General features: G+C 64.6%; 14 protein-coding genes. 11 read left to right on the top strand and 3 right to left on the bottom strand.

The window, feature by feature from the left end:
• Positions 1–11: 11 nt before the first annotated feature.
• Positions 12–1,043 (bottom strand): histone deacetylase family protein, encoded by a 1,032-nt coding sequence (locus FJW10_RS08235; RefSeq protein ID WP_140899686.1) that lies wholly within the window; start codon positions 1,041–1,043, stop codon positions 12–14.
• Positions 1,044–1,086: 43 nt separating this feature from the next.
• The gene (locus FJW10_RS08230; RefSeq protein WP_140827531.1) at positions 1,087–1,740 is read right to left on the bottom strand and encodes a TetR/AcrR family transcriptional regulator; all 654 of its coding nucleotides are present in this window, start codon (positions 1,738–1,740) and stop codon (positions 1,087–1,089) included.
• Between the two features lie 249 nt (positions 1,741–1,989).
• On the opposite strand from FJW10_RS08230, the gene FJW10_RS08225 reads away from it, so the two are divergent.
• From FJW10_RS08225 to FJW10_RS08190, 8 genes are all read left to right on the top strand, one after another.
• Positions 1,990–3,657, top strand: a complete 1,668-nt coding sequence (locus FJW10_RS08225; RefSeq protein WP_140899685.1) for an amidohydrolase — start codon at positions 1,990–1,992, stop codon at positions 3,655–3,657.
• A 139-nt stretch (positions 3,658–3,796) separates the two neighbouring features.
• The gene (locus tag FJW10_RS08220; protein ID WP_140827535.1) at positions 3,797–4,897 is read left to right on the top strand and encodes an ABC transporter ATP-binding protein; all 1,101 of its coding nucleotides are present in this window, start codon (positions 3,797–3,799) and stop codon (positions 4,895–4,897) included.
• The gene (locus FJW10_RS08215) at positions 4,897–5,844 is read left to right on the top strand and encodes an ABC transporter permease (protein WP_140827537.1); all 948 of its coding nucleotides are present in this window, start codon (positions 4,897–4,899) and stop codon (positions 5,842–5,844) included. The genes FJW10_RS08220 and FJW10_RS08215 overlap by 1 nt, the downstream gene beginning before the upstream one ends.
• Positions 5,837–6,649, top strand: coding sequence for an ABC transporter permease (locus FJW10_RS08210; RefSeq protein WP_140899684.1), 813 nt, complete (start codon positions 5,837–5,839; stop codon positions 6,647–6,649). The genes FJW10_RS08215 and FJW10_RS08210 overlap by 8 nt, the downstream gene beginning before the upstream one ends.
• A 44-nt stretch (positions 6,650–6,693) precedes the next feature.
• A complete protein-coding gene (locus FJW10_RS08205) occupies positions 6,694–7,722 on the top strand; it encodes an extracellular solute-binding protein (protein WP_181177456.1) in 1,029 nt (342 codons plus the stop codon).
• A 67-nt stretch (positions 7,723–7,789) separates the two neighbouring features.
• Positions 7,790–8,986 (top strand): serine hydrolase, encoded by a 1,197-nt coding sequence (locus FJW10_RS08200; protein WP_140827539.1) that lies wholly within the window; start codon positions 7,790–7,792, stop codon positions 8,984–8,986.
• A gap of 23 nt (positions 8,987–9,009) precedes the next feature.
• Positions 9,010–10,188, top strand: coding sequence for a serine hydrolase (locus tag FJW10_RS08195; RefSeq protein ID WP_140899683.1), 1,179 nt, complete (start codon positions 9,010–9,012; stop codon positions 10,186–10,188).
• A 121-nt stretch (positions 10,189–10,309) separates the two neighbouring features.
• Positions 10,310–12,628 (top strand): Tex family protein, encoded by a 2,319-nt coding sequence (locus tag FJW10_RS08190; protein WP_140899682.1) that lies wholly within the window; start codon positions 10,310–10,312, stop codon positions 12,626–12,628.
• Here FJW10_RS08190 and FJW10_RS08185 read toward each other — a convergent pair whose 3' ends face one another.
• Positions 12,629–13,540 carry a LysR family transcriptional regulator gene (locus FJW10_RS08185; protein ID WP_140899681.1) on the bottom strand — a complete coding sequence of 304 codons (912 nt, stop codon included), beginning with the start codon at positions 13,538–13,540 and terminating at the stop codon, positions 12,629–12,631.
• A 102-nt stretch (positions 13,541–13,642) separates the two neighbouring features.
• On the opposite strand from FJW10_RS08185, the gene FJW10_RS08180 reads away from it, so the two are divergent.
• From FJW10_RS08180 to FJW10_RS08170, 3 genes are all read left to right on the top strand, one after another.
• Positions 13,643–14,839, top strand: coding sequence for an acyl-CoA dehydrogenase (locus tag FJW10_RS08180; RefSeq protein ID WP_140899680.1), 1,197 nt, complete (start codon positions 13,643–13,645; stop codon positions 14,837–14,839).
• A 105-nt stretch (positions 14,840–14,944) separates the two neighbouring features.
• Positions 14,945–18,304 (top strand): transglutaminase family protein, encoded by a 3,360-nt coding sequence (locus FJW10_RS08175; protein WP_140899679.1) that lies wholly within the window; start codon positions 14,945–14,947, stop codon positions 18,302–18,304.
• Between the two features lie 6 nt (positions 18,305–18,310).
• Positions 18,311–20,722, top strand: coding sequence for a circularly permuted type 2 ATP-grasp protein (locus FJW10_RS08170; RefSeq protein ID WP_140899678.1), 2,412 nt, complete (start codon positions 18,311–18,313; stop codon positions 20,720–20,722).
• Positions 20,723–20,773 lie beyond the last annotated feature (51 nt).

Raw genomic sequence — 20,773 nt, 5'->3', positions numbered from 1 at the left:
CGCGACAGGCATTAGCGATCCTCGAAACCGGTCAGCACGCCGACGGCGTTGATGCCGATCTCCTCGACGGCGTAGCCGCCCTCCATGACGAACAGCGTGGGCAGGCCGAGCCTGGCGATGCGGCGGCCGATCTTGGGATAGTCCTCGCTCTTCAGCTTGAACTGGCTGATCGGATCCTTCTCGAAAGTGTCGACGCCGAGCGAGACGATGACGACATCGGGGGCGTAGGCCGCGAGCCTGGCGCAGGCGTCCTCCAGCGACGCGCTCCAGCCGTCCCAGTTGGTGCCGAAGGGCATCGGGTAATTGACGTTGAAACCTTCGCCTTCGCCTTCGCCGCGCTCGTCGGCATGACCGAGGAAGAAGGGATACTCGACCATCGGGTCGCCATGCAGGTTGAGGACCTGGATGTCGCCGCGGCGGTAGAAGATCTCCTGCGTGCCGTTGCCGTGATGGTAGTCGACATCGAGGATCGAGACGCGTTTGGCGCCCTGGTCGCGATACCACTGCGCGACGACGGCGGCGTTGTTGATGAAGCAGTAGCCGCCCATGAAGGCGGCGCCGGCGTGATGGCCGGGCGGGCGGCAAAGCGCGAAAGCGGTGCGCTCGCCGCCCTTGACCAAAGCGGCGGCGGTCAGCGCGACGTCATAGGAGGACTTGATCGCAGCCCAGGTGCCTTCGACGAAGGTGGCGCCGGCGTCGAAGGAATAATAGCCGAGCAAGGCATCGACGCGCTTCGGCGGCACGTCGCCGCGCAAGCCGCGCGTCGGCCAAGTGAAGCCCATGGCCGAGCCCTTGAAGCCGGCGGCAACCCATTCCGGCCACACCGTCGGCAGGAAATCGATGTAATGGGCTTCATGCACGCGTTTGGCGGCGGCGAGGTCGTGCTCGGTCGGTCCGACGATCGGCCCGAGCTTCTCGCTCTCCACCCGCGCTCTGATGAATTCGGCCCGCGACGGCTTCTCGAAACCCGGCACGATCGCCGATGTGACCAGTTCCACCTGGCCTGAATGGCCGGCATGAAGCGGCGAATAGACAGTTTTCATAGAAATTCCCCTGGAAGTGCGAAATCAGTTGGAGGCGCGAAAATCACTCGAGGTTGAGATGGGGAGTCACCAGAGCAAGCCACATGGCTTCCACATCGTCCTCGATGAGGTCGAATGTCCTGCGGTCCCTCTTCAGCCCGACAAGCCGGCAGACATGGCCGACTTCCATCATCAGCACGCCGAGCCGGCTGGCGATCTTGTCTTCGAGAGCCGGATTCACATGCTGCAGCCAGGCGGCGTAGAGGGCGATGATCTCCTTGTCGTATTCGTCCTGGATCGGTCTCAGGTCGGCATTGCCGGATATGGCCTCGATCACCGGCATCAGGGTGGCGTTGTCGAGATAGAGTCTGGACGTGTCGATGAAGAGCTTGCGCACTTCGCGCCGAAATTCGTCGCGGTTGGTTGGCCGGGGGACGTCGATGCGCTTCTGGATGACCTCAGGAAAAGACGACAACCAGCGCCGGGCCAGGTCCAGAAGAATGGCTTCCTTGTTGGGAAAGTACTGATAAACCGAACCGACCGACAAGCCCGCGCGCTGCGCGATGGCGAGCGTCGTCGGCGTTCTGGTTCCTTGCTCGCGCGTCAGGATCAGCGCCGCGTCTAGAATCCTGTCGACCAGCTTGCTTGACCGTTGCTGCCGCGGCTGCTTGCGCGGTTCGAGCGCTATCCTGGTCTTGCGGTCGAGACTGCGCTTCACTGCTCGTTGCCCCCGTTCCCCGCCCGGCCTCACCATCGGCGCGCGGTGCAGTCCACTATACATTCCAAATTCCGGCTGTTGACAAACGCGAATAAACAGTCGCATTCTTTATCCACGCTGTCTTCGACGATAACAAGGGGAATTTCGAAGACGGCGCATCGGCATCGACTTTTGTTCATGGCGTCGCCCGGTGGAGCGGCGGCTCGTCGGACATGGCGTTGTCGGTCCCTCAGCAAATGTGGAGTCGCGATGTCGGTTGCGGATGGTGGTGCGGATCTGGTGGTCGTCAACGGCCGAGTGCTGACCATGGACGATGACAATTCCGCCGCCGAGGCTGTTGCCGTCAAGGACGGCGTCATCATTGCCATCGGCGACCGCGCTTCCATCGAAGCGCTCAAGGGACCGGCGACAAAGGTTGTCGACGCCCAGGGCGGCTCCGTCCTGCCGGGCTTCATCGAGGCGCATATGCATCTCTTCGGCGGCGCGGCCGAGCTCGACAACCTGCATCTGGCGGGCGTGCACGGCTTCGACGCGCTGCGCGACGCGATCCAGGATTTCGCCGCCAGGCGTCCGGACGTCAGGCTCCTGATCGGCGCCGGCGTCGACTACGCGATCCTGCCGGAGCCGGTGATGCGCCACGATCTCGACCGCATCATTCCCGACCGGCCCTTCGCCATGTCGGCTTCGGACCACCACACGATGTGGGCGAACACCAAGGCGCTGGAAGAGGCCGGGCTGCTGCATGGCAGGCAGGTCGGACAAGGCAATGAGATCGTCATGGGCGCCGACGGACTTGCCGCGGGCGAGCTGCGCGAAGGGGAGGCCTTCGGGCCGCTCCTCGACCATTACGGGGCAAACCGGACGCGGCTCGGCCTCGAGGGGGCCGAGCCGGATCCTTATCCTTCGGCGAAGGAACTGGCGGCCGATCGCGACCTGATGCATCGCGGCCTTCAATGGTGCGCCAAGCATGGCATCACCTCGATCCAGAACATGGACGGCAATCTCTACCAGCTCGAGCTGCTGGCCGGGCTGGAAAAAGAGGGGCGGCTGCTTTGCCGCACCAAGATCCCGTTCCACTTCAAGAATTTCATGAAGCTGGACATGCTGGAAAAAGCCTCGCGGATGGCCGCGAGCTACAATTCGGAATGGCTGTCGTCCGGCATGGTCAAGGTCTTCTATGACGGTGTGCTGGATTCCTGGACGGCGGTGATGGTCGACGACTATGCCGACCGCCCCGGATGGCGCGGCGAACCGCTGTTTTCGCCGGAGCATTTCGCCGAAGTGGCGGTCGAGGCCGACAGGCGCGGCCTGCAGATCGCCGTGCATTCGATCGGCGACGGCGCGGTGAGGGCGGTGCTCGACGGCTACCAGGCGGCGCTCAAGAAGAACGGCAGGCGCGACAGCCGGCATCGCATCGAGCATATCGAGGTAACCACGGCCTCCGACGTGCCGCGCTTCGCCGAACTCGGCGTTCTGGCGTCGATGCAGCCGGCGCATCCGCCGGGCGCGCTGAACTTCCCGATGGAGCCGACGATCTCGCGCATCGGCCGCGACAAGTGGGCGCTGAGCTATGCCTGGCGCACGCTGAAAAATGCCGGCGCGCGCGTCGTGTTCGCGTCCGACTGGCCGGTTTCGCCGGTCGATCCGATCCTGTCCATCCAGGCGGCAGTGATGCGCAAGCCTTGGGCAGAAGGCATGCCGGACCAGAGCTTCTCGTTGCAGGAAGCAATAGCGGGCTACACTGTCGAGGGCGCTTACGCCGAATTCAAGGAGCACCGCAAGGGTCGCCTCAAAACCGGATATCTCGCCGATATCGTCGTTTTGTCGGCTGATATCGAGGCGACCGCGCCGGAAGCGCTGCACACCGTGCATCCGGTCACCACCATCTGCGGGGGGAAGATCACCTACCAAGCCTAACGATGGCGTAGGAATTGCTTAATTGAATAGGGACTCGGATCGAGTCACTGCTCCACAGTTGCCAAGCCGACCGGCTTGTGGTGACAATCAAACAGGAACACACCTGCCGATAAGAGCAGGCTCTCTCAATGGGGTAATCGTGCCGGAACAACCGGGTAAGAACGCGATTGAAGTTCGCGGTGTTCGCAAGGTCTTCGGTACCGGCGAAAACCAGGTAGCCGCTCTCGACACGGTGTCGGTGTCGATCCGCGAAAACGAGTTTTTCACTTTGCTCGGCCCGTCCGGATGCGGAAAGACGACGCTGCTGAGATTGATTGCCGGCTTCGATTTTCCGACCGCCGGCGAAATCCTGCTGCATGGCCAGGACATAGCGCCGCTGCCGCCGTACAAACGCCCGGTCAACACGGTCTTCCAGAGCTACGCGCTCTTCCCACACATGACGGTGGCGCAGAACATCGGCTTCGGGCTGGAAATGCTCGGCAAGTCGAAAGGGGAGACCGAAGCGCGCGTCGCCCAGATGCTGAAGCTGGTCAAGATGGAGGCGCTGAAGGCGCGCCGCACCAGCCAGATTTCGGGCGGCCAGCAGCAGCGCGTGGCGCTGGCCCGGGCGCTGGCGCCGCAGCCGAAGGTGCTTTTGCTCGACGAGCCGCTTTCGGCTCTGGACTACAAGCTGCGCAAGGAAATGCAGATCGAATTGAAGCGGCTGCAGAACGAAACCGGCATCACCTTCATCTTCGTCACCCACGACCAGGAAGAAGCGCTGACGATGTCCGACCGCATCGCGGTCATGTCGGCCGGCAAGATCCTGCAGGTCGGCACGCCGCGCGACATCTACGACCGGCCGGCCGAACGCTTCGTTGCCGACTTCATCGGCGAAACCAATTTCCTGCCTGGCACGGTGGTGTCGAAAAAGCCTGGCGTGGCGACGGTCAAGTTCGCCAGCAACGCGACGATCGCCGCGGGTTATCCGGAAGGCTTCGATCCGACCGGCGAGGTGACGCTGGTGGTGCGGCCCGAGCACGCCGACCTGGTACCCGATCCGGCCAAGGGAACGGTCGCCGGGACGCTCTCCAACATCGTCTATTTCGGCACCGACACGCATTATCACGTCAAGCTCGACGGCGGCGAGAACTTCATCGTGCGCCACCAGAACAGTCGCTCGGCGCCGGTCACCTACGAGACCGGCGCGAAGGTCGGCATCCAGTTCGAGGAGGACGCCGCCCGCGTCCTGAAGGACTAATGACGACAGCCACGCTCTCCCCGACCACGCTCTCCAAGGCCGCGTTGTTCGAAGCCCAGGCGGTGAAAACCAGCGCGCGGCGCAACCGGCTGCTGTCGCTGCCGGCGCTGATCATCATCGGCATATTCGGCGTGCTGCCGCTCCTCATCATCTGCGTCTATTCGTTCCTGGTCGCCGCGCCCTATGGCGGCGTGCAGTGGCAGTTCTCGACCGATGCCTATCTGAACTTCCTGTTCCAACGCGACATTTTCGACGACACGCTGCAGTTCACGTCGGATTTCCTGATCATCTACCTGCGCTCCTTCCTGTTCGCGGTGGTGACGACGGTCATCTGCCTGCTGCTCGGTTTCCCGACCGCCTATTTCATGGCCACCCGGCCGCCGGCGCAGCGCAACTGGTGGGTGCTTCTGATCACCATCCCGTTCTGGTCGAACCTTCTGGTCCGCACGCTGGCGATCATGTTCATCATCCGCGACGAGGGCCTGATCAACAACGCGCTGATCGGGCTCGGCGTGATCGATAAGCCGATCACCATGCTCTACACCAATTTCGCCATCCAGCTCGGGCTGCTCTACGCCTTCCTGCCGTTCATGGTGCTGCCGCTTTATTCGAGCCTGGAGAAGCTCGACTTCCGGCTGATCGAAGCCGCGTATGATCTTTACGCGACGCGCCGGCAGGTGCTTTGGCGGGTGATCATCCCGATGTCGAAGCCCGGCATCATCGCCGGCTGCCTGCTCGTCTTCATCCCGGCGCTCGGCGCCTATGTGACGCCGCTGATCCTGGGCGGCGGCATCCATTTGATGATCGGCGACCTGATTGCGCAACAGTTCGGCTCCGGCCGCAACTGGCCGCTCGGCTGCGCGCAGGCGCTGATCCTGATGGCCGCGGTGCTGGTCGCGCTCTACTTCTATGTCCGCAACACGTCGGGGAAGGTGCAGCATGGCTAAGCCCCGCATCATGGACATCAAGGACCAGCCGGGCTTCCGCACCATCGCCATCATCTGTCTCTTGGTACTCTATGTGCCGGTGCTGATCCTGATGGTCTTCTCGCTGAACAGCGGCTCGCTGGTGACACATTGGGAAGGCATCACGCTCGGCTGGTACGGCACGGCATTCCTCAACGGGGAATTCCATGCCGCGGCGCGCAACACGCTGATCATCTCGGTGACCGCGACGATCGTCTCGACCATTTGTGCGACGCTCGCCGCGATCGGCATGACAAGGGTGAAGCCATGGCGCGGGCTTGCGGCGGCGTTCATGATCATCAACCTGCCGCTGATGGTGCCCGAGATCATCACGGCGGTGGCGACACTCTCCTTCTTCGCGCTGATCGCCGGCACGTTCGGACTGAACTTCGGCATCGGCAATCTGATCCTCGCCCACACCGTGTTCTGCATCCCCTTCGCCTATATGCCGATCCGGGCGCGGTTGGAGGACATGGACCTGACGCTGGAATATGCGGCGGCCGACCTTTACGCGACGCCGTGGAATGCCTTCAGGCGCATCACGCTGCCGCTGCTGGTGCCTGGCATCATGTCGGGCGGGGCGCTCGCCTTCATCGTTTCCTTCGACGATTTCACCATCACGCAGCTTGTCGCCGGTCCCGGCCAGACGACGCTGCCGCTGTATATCTGGAACCAGATCCGCCGACCGATGACGCCCGAGATCAACGCCATCTCCACCATCCTGCTCATGGTGTCGATCCTGTTCGTCTCGGTCTCCTTCCTGATCGCGCGACGGCGCGCAAAATGACCACGGACTCCAACACAACAATGGGAAGGCAAGGAGAACATAAAATGTCTGCAAAACTGATGGCGGCCGTTTCCGCGGCCGTTCTGCTATCGGCAGCGCCGGCGCTCGCCGATGGCGAACTGCATATCTACAACTGGGGCGACTACACCAACCCGAAGCTGATCGAAAAGTTCGAGAAGCAGTACAATGTCAAGGTGACGCTGGACGACTATGATTCCAACGAAACCATGCTGTCCAAGGTGCGCGCCGGCAATTCCGGTTACGACATCGTCGTGCCGTCGGACTACACCGTGAAGATCATGGTCGAAGAGGGCCTGCTCGAAAAGACCGAGCCCAACGCGATGCCGAACGGCAAGAACATCGATCCGCGGTTCCTCGACATCTATTGGGATTCGGGCCGCCACTACACGGTGCCGTGGCAGTTCGGCACGACGGCGTTCGCCGTCAACACCGATAAATTCAAGGGCGACATCGATACGCTGGCGATCCTGTTCAACCCGCCGGATGAGTTGAAGGGCCAGATCAACATGCTCGACGACGTCACCTCCGTCATGCATGCGGCCGAGCGCTACGCCGGCGTGCCGCGCTGCGGCGCCGACAAGGCCAACCTGAAGAAGGTCAACGACATACTGATGGCCGCCAAGCCGTCGTGGAAGACGTTCAGCTACGACACCATCACCAAGATCACCGCCGGCGACGTCATCGTGACCGAGCAGTGGAATGGCGCGACCTACCGGGCGCGGCAGAAAATCCCGGCGATCAAATATGCCTATCCGAAGGAAGGCATCGAAGGCTGGATGGACAATGTCGCGGTGCTGAAGGGCGCCAAGAACCTCGACAACGCCAAGCTGTTCCAGGACTTCGTCATGGCGCCCGAGAACGCGGCGTTGATCTCGGAGTTCGCCGGCTACGACAATGGCATCGCCGGCAGCCACAAATTCCTGCCCACGGAATTCGCCAACTCGCCGGAAATCAGCCCTCCGGCCGGCTCGCCGACGCCGGAATTCGTGCCGCCATGCCCGCCGGACGTGGTGGAGATCTACAACAAGATCTGGACCAACCTGCGCAAATAATTTTGCCGGAACGCATGAAGGAGGGGAGGCTCCGGCCTCCCTTTCTTGTGTCTGCCGGGAGGACACTATGACGTCTTATCGCAACTCCGAGCCGCGGCCGCCGATCATGCAGGGCTCGCCCCCGAAGCTGGTGCCGCCGAAGCTCGATTGGGACCGGCCGCCCTGGAACCGCTGGGCCTTCCAGCACATCCGCGAATTCCTGCCGACGGTCGAGGTCTGGCGCGGCAGCGGCCATCGCCATCGCCTGGAGCGCAATGAAGTCGACCTCGATGGCTTGGCTGTCGTGGACAGCAACGGAGCGCCGACGACGCTCGCCGGCTTGCTCGACGAAACCTATGCCGACGGCTTCCTGGTGCTGAAGGACGGCAAGGTCGCCTATGAGCGCTATTTCAACGGCATGGACGAGCGCACGCTGCATCTGTCGCAATCGATGGCGAAGTCGGTCACCGGATCGGTGTGCGGCATACTGGTCGGGCGCGGCCTGATCGATCCCGGCAAGCTGGTCACCGACTATCTGCCGGAACTCGGCGAGACCGGCTGGGCCGGCGCCACCGTGCAGCACGTGCTCGACATGACGACGGGCGTGCGCTTTTCCGAGGAATACACCGACCGCTATTCCGAGATCGGCCAGGTCGATGTCGCGACCGGCTGGAAGCCGATACCGCCGGGCAGCGATCCGGACTTCGCCTGGCCGTCGCACCTGTTCGAGCTGATCCTGCGGCTGAAGGACAGAGTGCGCCCGCATGGCGAGGCGTTCGAGTACCGCTCGATCGAGACCGACGTGCTCGCCTTCGTCATGGAACGGGTGAGCGGCAAGCGACTGGCGCAGCTCGTCTCGGAAGAACTCTGGCAGAAGCTCGGCGCCGATGAGAGCGCCTGCTTCACCGTCGACAGCGCCGGCTACGCGCTGGCCGATGGCGGCTTCAACGCGACGCTGCGCGACTATGGCCGCTTCGGACAGCTGATCCTCGACAATGGCGGCGGCGTGATCCCGGCCGACTGGATCGAGGCGACGCGCAGCGGCAAGCACGGGCCGAATTTCAGCCCGAGCCTGCCGGACGGCAGCTACCGCAACCAGTTCTGGATCGAGGATTCGCGCTCGCGCTCGCTGATGTGCCGCGGCGTGTTCGGCCAATTGATCCATATGAGCTGGGAACACCGGATGGTCGTGGTGAAGCTTTCGACCTATCCGGATTTCCTCAACTCCGCCTATTCGGTGGCGACGCAGAAGGCGGTGCATGCCATCGCCGCCGCGCTGGCCTGAAACGGCAAATCCGGGAGAGTGTCATGACCGGCAAGACCGCGTTCGAGGCCCTGTACGGCTTTGCCCGCAAGGATGTGCGGCTCGAAACCTGGCGGCTGGCGCCGTTCAACCGATGGTCCTTCCAGAATGTCGGCGAACTGGTGCCGAGCGCGCATGTCGCGGCGGCGCCCGGCGGCGAGGAGCAGGCGAAATCGCTCGGCGCATTGCTTGAGGAAAAGATACCGATCGCCGGCGGCAGCGAAACCGTCGAGAGCTTCCTGATGCGTTCCGACACGGACGGGCTGACGATCCTCAAGGCGGGGAAAGTGGTCGGCGACTGGTCGGCGCCGCATATGCCGTTCGGAGCCCGCCACATCATCTTTTCGATCAGCAAGTCGGTGACGGCGATCCTCGCGGGCATATTGGAAGGCGAAGGATTGTTCGACCCCAGCGCGCCGGTTACAAAATACATTCCCGAAGCCAAGGGCTCGGCCTATGGCGATGCGAGCGTGCGCAACGTGCTCGACATGACGGTCAGCCTCGATTTCGAGGAAGCCTATCTCGATCCGGAGAGCGCTTTCGCCCGCTATCGCCGCTCGACGTTGTGGAACCCCGGCGGCGGGTCGGAGAGCCTCGCGGCGTTCCTTATGACGATCCAGCGCCTTGCCGAGCCGCACGGGCAGACCTATCGCTACCGCTCGCCCAATTCCGATGTGCTCGGCATCCTGGTCGAGCGCGCTTCCGGCATGCGCGTCAGCCAATTGCTCAGCGAGAAACTGTGGCAACCGCTCGGTGCCGCAAGCGAAATGTCGGTGACGGTCGATATGGAAGGCACCGCGCGCACCGCCGGCGGCATGTCGATGACGCCGCGCGATCTTGCCCGTGTCGGCGAGATGATGCGGCAGGGCGGCACGGCGAACGGCCGCCGCATCGTCCCGGAAGCCTGGGTGCGCGACACGGTCGCCACCGGCGGCAGCCATGAAGCCTGGCAGCGCGGCACGATGGCGTTCCTGTTCCCGAAGGGACGCTACCGTAACAAGTGGTACCAGACCGGCCACGAAAGCGGCGCCTTCTGCGGCATCGGCATCCACGGCCAGTGGCTTTACGTCAATCCGAAGACGGAAGTGGTCATCGCCAAGATGTCGTCGCAACCGGAGCCGGTGGACGATAAGCTGGATGGGGACCTCGTGGCGTTCTTCGAGGGGTTGAGCCGGATAGTCTGATCCGGCCTGGCGGCCGGGCTCAGCGTCTTTCCTGTGGACCTTCCTCGCTGGATGAAGCCGGCGCGGTTGGCGCGGACGGCATCCCGGCCTATGGTCGCCGCTCTTTTCTGCAGGGACCAGCATGGCATCGGACATCAAGCGCATCGCAGCAGTCATCGCGGCCGAGATCGGCGCGCGGCCGGAGCAGGCCGCGGCGGCGATCGGGCTGCTCGACGAGGGCGCGACGGTCCCGTTCGTGGCGCGTTACCGCAAGGAAGTCACCGGCGGGCTCGACGATACGCAATTGCGCGACCTTTCCGAGCGTCTCGTCTATCTGCGCGAGCTCGATGCGCGGCGCGAGACGATCCTCGGCTCGATAAGCGAACAAGGCAAGCTGACCGAGGAACTCGCGGCGAAGATCGCCGCCGCAGGCACCAAGGCCGAGCTCGAGGATATCTATCTTCCCTACAAGCCGAAGCGGCGCACCAAGGCCGAGATCGCCAGGGAGCGCGGGCTCGGACCTCTCGCCGAGGCGATCCTTGCCGATCGCTCGGCGGTGCCGGCCGAGCTTGCGCTCGCCTATGTCACGGAAGAGGTGGCGGACGCCAAGGCGGCGCTCGAAGGCGCGCGCGACATCCTGTCGGAGCAGTTCGCCGAAAATGCCGATCTGGTCGGCAAGCTGCGCGCCTATATGAAGGAACGCGCCTTCCTGCGCGCAAAAGTTGTCGACGGCAAGCAGGAAGCGGGCGCTAAATTCTCCGACTATTTCGACCATGTCGAGCGCTGGGCGGGCGTGCCCAGCCACCGCGCCTTGGCCATGTTGCGCGGCCGCAATGAAGAGGTGCTGTCCCTCGACGTCGAGGTCGACGCGGACGACGCCTCGCCGGTGAAGCCGGTCGAGCGCATGATCGCCAATGCCTATGCGATCGGCGGCAGCCTTCCCGGCGATAGATGGCTGATGGACGTGGCCGGCTGGACCTGGCGGATAAAGCTGTCGCTGCATCTGACGCTCGACCTGATGCGTGATTTGCGCGAGCGGGCCGAGGAAGAAGCGATCCACGTCTTTGCGCGCAATCTGAAGGACCTGCTGCTGGCCGCGCCCGCCGGCTCGCGGCCGACGATGGGGCTCGACCCAGGCATCCGCACCGGGGTCAAGGTGGCGATTGTCGACGGCACCGGCAAGCTGGTGGCGACGACGACTGTCTATCCGTTCCCGCCGAAGAACGACGTGCGCGGCACGCAGGCCGAACTTGCCGCTCTCATCCGCCAGCATAAGGTGGAGCTGATCTCGATCGGCAACGGCACCGGCAGCCGCGAGACCGAAAAGCTGGTTGCCGACATGCTGGCGGACCTGCCGACAAGTGCGGGGCCGAAGCCGCTCAAGGTCATCGTCAGCGAGGCCGGCGCCTCGGTCTATTCCGCTTCGGCCACGGCAGCGGCGGAATTCCCGGGCCTGGATGTCTCGCTGCGCGGCGCGGTGTCCATCGCCAGGCGCCTGCAGGATCCGTTGGCCGAGTTGGTCAAGATCGAGCCGAAGTCGATCGGCGTCGGCCAATATCAGCATGATGTCGACCAATACCGGCTCGGCCGTTCCCTGGAAGCGGTGGTCGAGGATGCGGTGAACGCCGTCGGCGTCGACCTCAACACGGCGTCGGCACCGCTGCTGGCACGCGTTTCAGGCCTTGGCCCATCGCTTGCCGAAGCGATCGTCGCGCATCGCGACACGACCGGGCCGTTTGCCAACCGCAAGGACCTGCTCAAGGTGGCGCGGCTCGGACCTCGCGCGTTCGAACAATCCGCCGGCTTCCTGCGTATTGCCAATGGCAGCGAGCCGCTCGACGCCTCGTCGGTTCACCCGGAAGCCTATGGGGTGGCCAAGAAGATCGTTGCCGCCTGCGGCCGCGACGTGCGCGCGCTGATGGGCGACAGCGCAGCGCTCAAGGCGCTCGACCCGCGCGTCTTCGTCGACGAGCGTTTCGGCCTGCCGACCGTGCGCGACATCATCGCCGAGCTGGAAAAACCCGGACGCGATCCGCGCCCCGGCTTCAAGACGGCGACCTTTGCCGAGGGCGTCGACGACATCAAGGATTTGAAGCCCGGCATGCTGCTCGAAGGCACCGTCACCAATGTCGCGGCCTTCGGCGCCTTCGTCGATATCGGCGTGCACCAGGACGGGTTGGTGCATGTCTCGCAACTGGCCGACCGCTTCATCAAGGATGCGCATGAGGTGGTAAAGGCTGGCGACGTGGTGAAAGTGCGCGTCGTCGATGTCGACATCAAGCGCAAGCGCATCGCGCTATCGATGCGCAAGGATGGCGGCGAGGGCGGAGCGCCGAGAGGCCCACGCGACAATGGCGGCGGCAAATCGCCACCGCGTTTGCCGGTGCCGCAGCGCCAGCCGGAGCGGCCATCGCAGGGCGCGTTCGGCGCGGCTTTAGCCGAGGCGATGAAGCGCAAGTAGCTACCACGCCAGGACAGCCGGCTCCTTGCCGATCTGACCCAGAAGCCAGTCGCGAAAACTGGCGACCGGCGGGTGGCCGCGCTTGTCATGCGGCACGACGAGATAATAGGCGCTGCGGCTCTGCATCGGCTGGCCGGGAGCGGGCACCAATTGGCCGCGCTGCAATTCGCCGGCAATCAGGATTTCCGGCAGCAGCGCCACGCCGAGCCCGGCCATGCAGGCTTGGGCGACGGTGCCGAACTGCTCGAACTGCATGCCGGGACCGGTCGGCGCCTCCAGCCTCTGATGCTCGAACCATTCGCTCCAGGCGCCGGGGCGCGTCGCCATGTGCAGCAGCGGCAGATGGCTGATGTCGGCGGGCGTGGCGATGGCGCGGGTAGCGAGGAATTCGGGCGAAGCCACCGGCATCACGGTTTCGCGCATCAACAGCGTACAGTCCGCTTCCGGCCAGTCGGGCATGCCGTGATGGATGGCGGCGTCCAGCCGCTCGCGGGCGAAGTCGAAGCGGCCGATACGGGTGGCGAAGTTGATGGTGATGTCGGGGTGGCGCGCGACGAAATCCGGGATCAGCGGCATCAGCCAGCGTGTGCCGAAGGTTGGCAGGATCGCAACATTGAGGACACCGCTATGCCGATTGCTCATCAATCCAAGTGCTGCGTCGCGAAGCTGGCCAAGCGCCGAGCGCACCGCTTCGGCATAGATCTCGCCCGCAGTCGATAGCCGGACATTGCGGCTGTCGCGTTCGAAAAGCCGACGGCCGAACTGCTCCTCGAGAAGACCGATCTGACGGCTGATGGCGCCTTGCGTCAAATCCAGTTCGCGGGCGGCTGCCGTGAAGGAGCCGAGGCGCGCCACCGCCTCAAAGGCGGCAAGCGCCGCGGTATTCGGCAAAAGACGGCGCTGGACACTCATGATCTATTACTAACGCTCATTGATCCGTGATGCAATTTTGTTTGATTTTTCGCTGGCGCGGGCGGATAAGCCGGGCACATCAAAAAATACCGGGAGCGAGCCATGGCCGCCGAGAAGAATGCCTTCGTGTGGAACGATCCCTTCCTGATCGAGGACCAGCTTTCCGAGGACGAGCGCATGGTGCGCGACGGCGCAGCCGCCTTCGCCGCCGACAAGCTCGCGCCGCGCATCGAGGAAGCCTATGCCGACGAGAAGACCGATCCGTCGATCTTCCGCAAGATGGGCGAGGCGGGCCTGCTCGGCATCACCATTCCGGAAGAGTATGGCGGACTTGGCGCCGGATACGTGACCTATGGCTTGGTCGCGCGGGAAGTCGAGCGCGTCGATTCCGGCTACCGCTCGATGATGAGCGTCCAGTCCTCGCTGGTCATGTATCCGATCCATGCCTATGGCGCGGAAGCGCAGCGCAAGAAATACCTGCCGAAGTTGGCGTCGGGCGAATGGATCGGCTGCTTCGGCCTCACCGAGCCGGATGCCGGCTCCGATCCGGGCGGCATGAAGACACGCGCCGAGAGGACCGCGAATGGCTACAAGCTCTCCGGCTCCAAAATGTGGATATCCAACGCCCCAATCGCCGACGTTTTTGTCATTTGGGCGAAGCTGAAAGGCGAGAACGGCAAGGACGAGATCCGCGGCTTCGTGCTGGAGAAGGGCATGAAGGGGCTGTCGGCGCCGAAGATCGGCGGCAAGCTCAGCCTCCGCGCCTCGATCACCGGCGAAGTCGTGATGGAAGGCGTCGAGGTCGGCGAAGACGCGCTGCTGCCCAACGCCAAGGGCCTCGGCGGTCCGTTCGGCTGCCTCAACCGGGCACGCTACGGCATCTCCTGGGGCGCGATGGGCGCCGCCGAGGATTGCTGGCACCGGGCGCGGCAGTATGGCCTCGACAGAAAACAATTCGGCAAGCCGCTTGCCGGCACGCAGCTGTTCCAGAAGAAACTCGCCGACATGCAGACCGAGATCGCGCTCGGCCTGCAGGGCTCGTTGCGCGTCGGCCGGCTGATGGACGAAGGCAAGATGGCGCCGGAGATGATCTCGATCGTCAAGCGCAACAATTGCGGCAAGGCGCTCGATATCGCCCGCCAGGCGCGCGACATGCATGGCGGCAACGGCATCCAGATCGGCTACCATGTGATGCGCCACGCGCAGAACCTGGAGACGGTCAATACCTATGAGGGCACGCATGACGTGCATGCGCTGATTCTCGGAAGGGCGCAGACGGGTATCCAGGCGTTTTTCTAAGCTGGCAACGCTGCTTAAATTAGGTGCAGCGCAACATCTCTGCTTGGAGAATGGCCAGCATTTATGTCAGGGTTCGGCGACTGAAACGCCGAACTCCGGGGCACCATGGCAATTCTGGCAGCCGTCCATCACCTGACCCATTACAAATATGACCGGCCGGTGGTGCTCGGTCCCCAGGTGATCAGGCTGCAGCCGGCGCCGCATTCGCGCACCAAGGTGCTCAGCCACTCGCTGAAGGTCGAGCCGGCAAACCACTTCGTCAACCTGCAGCAGGATCCCTACGGCAACTTCCTCGCCCGCTTCGTCTTCCCGGAGCCGGTGACGGAACTGAAGATCGAGGTCGACCTCGTCGCCGACATGACGGTCTATAACCCGTTCGACTTCTTCGTCGAGGAGAGCGCCGAGAGCTTTCCGTTCGACTATCCCGAAGAGATCAGGGAAGACCTCGCTATCTACCGCGCGGCGGAGCCGGTCGGGCCGCTTTTGTCGGCGTTCCTTCGGACAATCGACCGCAGCCCGAGAAACACTGTCAATTTCCTCGTCGACCTCAATGCAAGGCTGCAGCGCGAGATCGCCTATATCGTGCGCATGGAGACGGGTGTTTATTCGCCCGAGGAGACTTTGGCCGCCGGCAAGGGCTCCTGCCGGGATTCGAGCTGGCTCCTGGTGCAGATACTGCGCAATCTGGGCGTCGCCGCGCGCTTCGTCTCCGGCTATCTGATCCAGTTGAAGCCCGATCTCGTCTCGCTCGACGGACCGCCGGGAACCGCTGTCGACTTCACCGACCTGCATGCCTGGTGCGAGGTTTATATTCCGGGCGCCGGCTGGATCGGTTTCGACCCGACTTCCGGCCTGCTCACCGGCGAAAGCCATGTGCCGCTCGCCGCAACGCCGCATTTCTGCAATGCCGCGCCGATCTCCGGCATGGCGAGCTTCGCCAATGTCGAATTCGGCTTCGACATGCGGGTCGATCGCATCGCCGAGCATCCGCGCATCACCAAGCCATTCTCGGACGAAAGCTGGCAGGCGCTCGATCAATTGGGCGAAAAGGTTGACGCGGTGCTGAAAGACGGCGACATGCGGCTCACCATGGGCGGCGAGCCGACCTTCGTGTCGATCGACGATTTCGAAGCGGCGGAATGGAACACGGCGGCCGTCGGTCCAACCAAACGCGACAAGGCGGACCAGCTCATCCGCCGGCTGCGCGAGCATTTCGCGCCGGGCGGCTTCCTGCACTACGGCCAGGGCAAGTGGTATCCGGGCGAGAGCCTGCCGCGCTGGACCTTCTCGCTCTACTGGCGCGCCGACGGCGAACCGGTCTGGCGCGACCCGTCGCTGATCGCACGAGAGAACGGCGATGCCGCGGTCGGGCCTGAACAGGCCGAGAGCCTGCTCAAGGCGATCGCCGGCGAGCTCGGCATCGACAAGGCGATGGTCGGCGAGGCCTATGAGGATCCGGGCGAGTGGCTGCTCAAGGAAGGCAAGCTGCCGGACAATGTCGATCCGTCCAATTCGAAGCTGGAAGACCCCGAAGAGCGCAGCCGCATGGCGCGCGTCTTCGAGCGCGGGCTGACCAAGCCGTCGGGCTATGTGCTGCCAGTGCAGCGCTGGAACAGCCAGGCCGCCGGACAGCGCTGGCGCTCGGAGAAATGGACGACGCGGCGCGGCCGCCTGTTCCTGGTGCCGGGCGATTCCCCGGTCGGCTACCGCCTGCCGCTCGGCACGCTGCCTTACGTGCCGCCGGAGCAGTTCCCCTATATCGTGCCGGTCGATCCGTCGCTGCCGCGTGGGCCGCTGCCGGCGCGCGAGGCTATCTTGCCGGGGGCCGCCACGGCGGAGCCTGAAGGCGCCGACGAAATGGCGCGCCGCCAGCAGGCCGTGTCCTTCACCGCGGCGACCGGCCAGCAGGATCGCGTCGAGCAGGAGATCACTGAGATCGGTGGCGCGGTGCGCACCGCGCTTTCGGTCGAGCCGCGCGACGGGCGGCTGTGCGTGTTCATGCCGCCGGTCGAGGCGCTGGAAGACTATCTCGAACTGGTGGCGGCGGCCGAGAACGCGGCCAAGGCCATCGGCCTGCCGGTGCATATCGAGGGTTACGCCCCGCCGCAGGATCCGCGCCTCAACGTCATCCGCGTCGCGCCCGACCCGGGCGTCATCGAGGTCAACATCCACCCGGCCGCCAACTGGCGGGATTGCGTGGCGACGACCACGGCAATCTATGAGGAAGCCAGGCGGTCGCGGCTCGGCACCGACAAGTTCATGATCGACGGGCGCCACACCGGCACCGGCGGCGGCAATCATGTCGTGGTTGGCGGCGCGACGCCGAACGACAGCCCGTTCCTGCGCCGGCCGGACCTGTTGAAGAGCCTGGTGCTGCAATGGCAGCGGCACCCGTCCCTGTCCTACCTGTTTTCCGGCCTGTTCATCGGCCCGACCAGCCAGGCGCCGCGCATCGACGAGGCGCGGCACGATTCGCTTTATGAGCTGGAAATCGCGTTGGCGCAGGTGCCGTACCCTGACAAGGGCGCGGCGCCTTTGCCGTGGCTGGTCGACCGGCTGTTCCGCAACCTTTTGACCGATGTCACTGGCAACACGCATCGCTCGGAAATCTGCATCGACAAATTGTTCTCGCCGGATGGGCCTACCGGGCGGCTGGGGCTGGTCGAGTTCCGCGGTTTCGAGATGCCGCCCAATGCGCGCATGTCGCTCGCCCAGCAATTGCTGGTCCGCGCCATCATCGCGCGCGCCTGGCAGAATCCGCTCGACGGCCGTTTCGCGCGCTGGGGCACCTCGCTGCACGACCGTTTCATGCTGCCGCATTATGTCTGGGCGGATTTCCTCGACGTGCTGGAGGATTTGAAGCTCAACGGCTTCGACTTCCGTCCCGAATGGTTCGCGGCCCAGCTCGAATTCCGCTTCCCGTTCTGCGGCGAGGTAAGCCAAGCCGGCGTCAAGCTGGAATTGCGGCAGGCGCTGGAGCCCTGGCACGTGATGGGCGAGCAGGGCGCGATCGGCGGCACCGTCCGGTTTGTCGACTCCTCGGTCGAGCGACTGCAGGTGCGGACCGAAGGCCTCAATCCGGAGCGCCACGCCATCGTCTGCAACGGCCGCATCGTGCCGATGAAAGTCACCGACAACCGCGAGGTCGCGGTGGCTGGCGTGCGCTTCAAGGCCTGGCAGCCGGCCTCCGGCCTGCATCCGGCCCTGCCGGTCAACACGCCGCTGGTCTTCGACATTTATGACCGCTGGTCTGGGCGCTCGATCGGCGGCTGCATCTACCATGTCGCGCATCCGGGCGGGCGCAGCTACGACACTTTTCCGGTCAACGGCAACGAAGCCGAAGCGCGGCGGCTTGCCCGGTTCGAACCGCGCGGTCATACGCCGGGCGGCTATATGCTGCGTAACGAAGAAGCTTCTGAAGAGTTTCCCATGACCCTTGACCTCAGGCGGCCGGCGAGATTCTGATCGACAATGGCCAAGGGGAATCAGAGACGGGCAGGCGGCAGGCCGCGGGCGCAGGGCCTGCTGGAGCGCTACCGGCCGATCGAAGGCGTCGTCGACGAGATGGTCGACGCGTCGGGCAGCCCGCGTCCGGCCTGGCGCTTCTTCATCGACGCGCTCGACGATCTGGGCGCGGAACGGCTTGGGCAGCGGTTTGCCCGCGCCGACCAGTATCTGCGCGACGCCGGCGTCTATTATCGCGTCTATGAGCAGGCAGGGGCCAATGAGCGCGAATGGCCGCTCGCGCATGTCCCGCTGCTGATCGACGAGAAGGAATGGGCCGAGATCAGTGCCGGCCTCGTCCAGCGCGCCGACCTGTTCGAGGCCATCCTGGCCGACATCTATGGGCCGAACCGGCTGATCGAGAAGGGGATCCTGCCTGCCGGGCTGATCGCGGCGAGCTCCGAATATCTGCGCCCCGTCGCAGGCGTCCGGCCGGCCAGCGGGCATTTCCTGCATATGGTCGCCTTCGAGCTCGGCCGTGGCCCGGACGGGCGCTGGTGGGTGCTGGGCGATCGCGCCCAGGCGCCGTCCGGCGCCGGCTTCGCGCTGGAGAACCGCGTCGCCACCACGCGCGCGCTGTCGGATATCTATGGCGAGATGCATGTGCATCGGCTGGCCGGCTTCTTCCGTCGTTTCCGCGATGCGCTGAACGGCATGGCGAGGGAATCGGGCGGCCGTGTCGCCATCCTGACGCCGGGACCGCTCAACGAAACCTATTACGAGCACGCCTATATCGCCCGCTATCTCGGCATCATGCTGCTCGAGGGCGAGGACCTGACCGTATCCGGCGGCAGGTTGATGGTGCGAACGGTTTCAGGCCTGCTGCCGATCGGCGTCCTGTGGCGGCGGCTCGACGCGGCCTTCGCCGATCCGCTGGAGCTCAGGCCGGACTCGCAGATCGGCGCGCCGGGGCTGGTCGAGGCGATCCGGCGCGGCTCCGTTTCGGCCGTCAATGCGCTGGGTTCCGGCCTGGTGGAAACGCGGGCCTTGCTTTCCTTCCTGCCCAGGATCGCGCGGGAACTGCTAGGTGAAGATCTGTCGTTGCCGAACGTTGCCACCTGGTGGTGCGGGCAGCAGAACGAACGCGACCACGTGCTTGCCAATATCGACCATATGGTGGTCGGCCCGGCGCTGTCGACGCGGCTCGCCTTCGAGGACGATGGCGCGACCAGGCTCGGTTCGGCGCTTTCGGCGGGGGAACGGGCGGAGCTTGTCGCGCGGATCGAAGCCGACGGCGCCGGCTTTGTCGGCCAGGAAGCGGTGACACTCTCGACCACGCCGGTGTTCGCCGGCGGTGTGCTTGAGCCGCGCCCCGCCAGTCTGCGCGTCTATCTGGCGCGCACGCCGGAAGGCTGGACGGTGATGCCCGGCGGCTTCGCCCGCGTCGGCTTCTCGCTCGACCCGACGGCGATCGCCATGCAGCGCGGCGGCCAGGCGGCGGATGTCTGGGTGGTCAGCGACAGGCCGGTCGAGCGCGAGACATTGTTGCCGCAGGAGCATGACGGCTTCATCCGCACCATGCCAGGCAGCCTGCCCAGCCGCGCGGCCGAGAACCTGACCTGGCTCGGGCGCTATATCGAGCGCTCCGAAGATACGGTGCGCGTGCTGCGCGCCTATCACGTGCGGCTTGCCGAGACGTCCGATCCGGACATGCCGCTGCTCGCCGATATCAGGGACTATCTCGAGCCGTTCGGCATCGAGGCCGAAACGGCGATACCGCCAGGGTTGATCGGCACTTTGGACAGCGCGGTCTACAGCGCCGGCCAGATTCGCGACCGCTTCTCCCCCGACGGCTGGCTGGCGCTGAAGGATCTGTCGAAGACCATCCACAAATTCGCGGAGACGGTCGCGCCCGGAGACGACGCGACGCGGGCAATGACGGTGATGCTGCGCAAGCTCGCCGGCTTTTCCGGTCTGCTGCATGAGAACATGTACCGCTTCACGGGCTGGCGCTTTCTGGAGATCGGCCGCAGGCTGGAACGCGGCATCCAGATCGCCGGCACGCTCAGCCGGCTGACCAGGAACGGGGCGCCGGAAGGGGCGCTCGACATGATGCTGGAGATCGGCGACAGCGTCATGACCCATCGCCGGCAGTATCCGGTGCAGGCCGGGCGGCGCACGGTGATCGACCTGCTCGCGCTCGACCCGCTCAACCCACGCTCGATCCTGTTCCAGCTCGAGCGGCTGAAGGCCGAGATCGCCATGCTGCCTTCGGTCGGCGGCGAGGGGCATATGTCGCCCGCCGCCAAGGAAATCCTGCAGCTCAACACGGCAATCGCCGTCATGGAGCCGTCGGATATGAGCGCCAAGGTGCTCGACGACTTGGCCGGCCAGATCGGCGCTCTCTACAACAGCCTCGCCAGAGGCTATTTCGGTTAGAGTATTTCCAGCGAAAAGGATCGCCTCCAATGCTCTATCTCTTTGTTTTTG

The organism is Mesorhizobium sp. B4-1-1 (genome assembly GCF_006439375.1).
Classification (GTDB): Bacteria; Pseudomonadota; Alphaproteobacteria; order Rhizobiales; family Rhizobiaceae; genus Mesorhizobium.
This window is presented reverse-complemented; position numbering and strand designations above follow the sequence as displayed.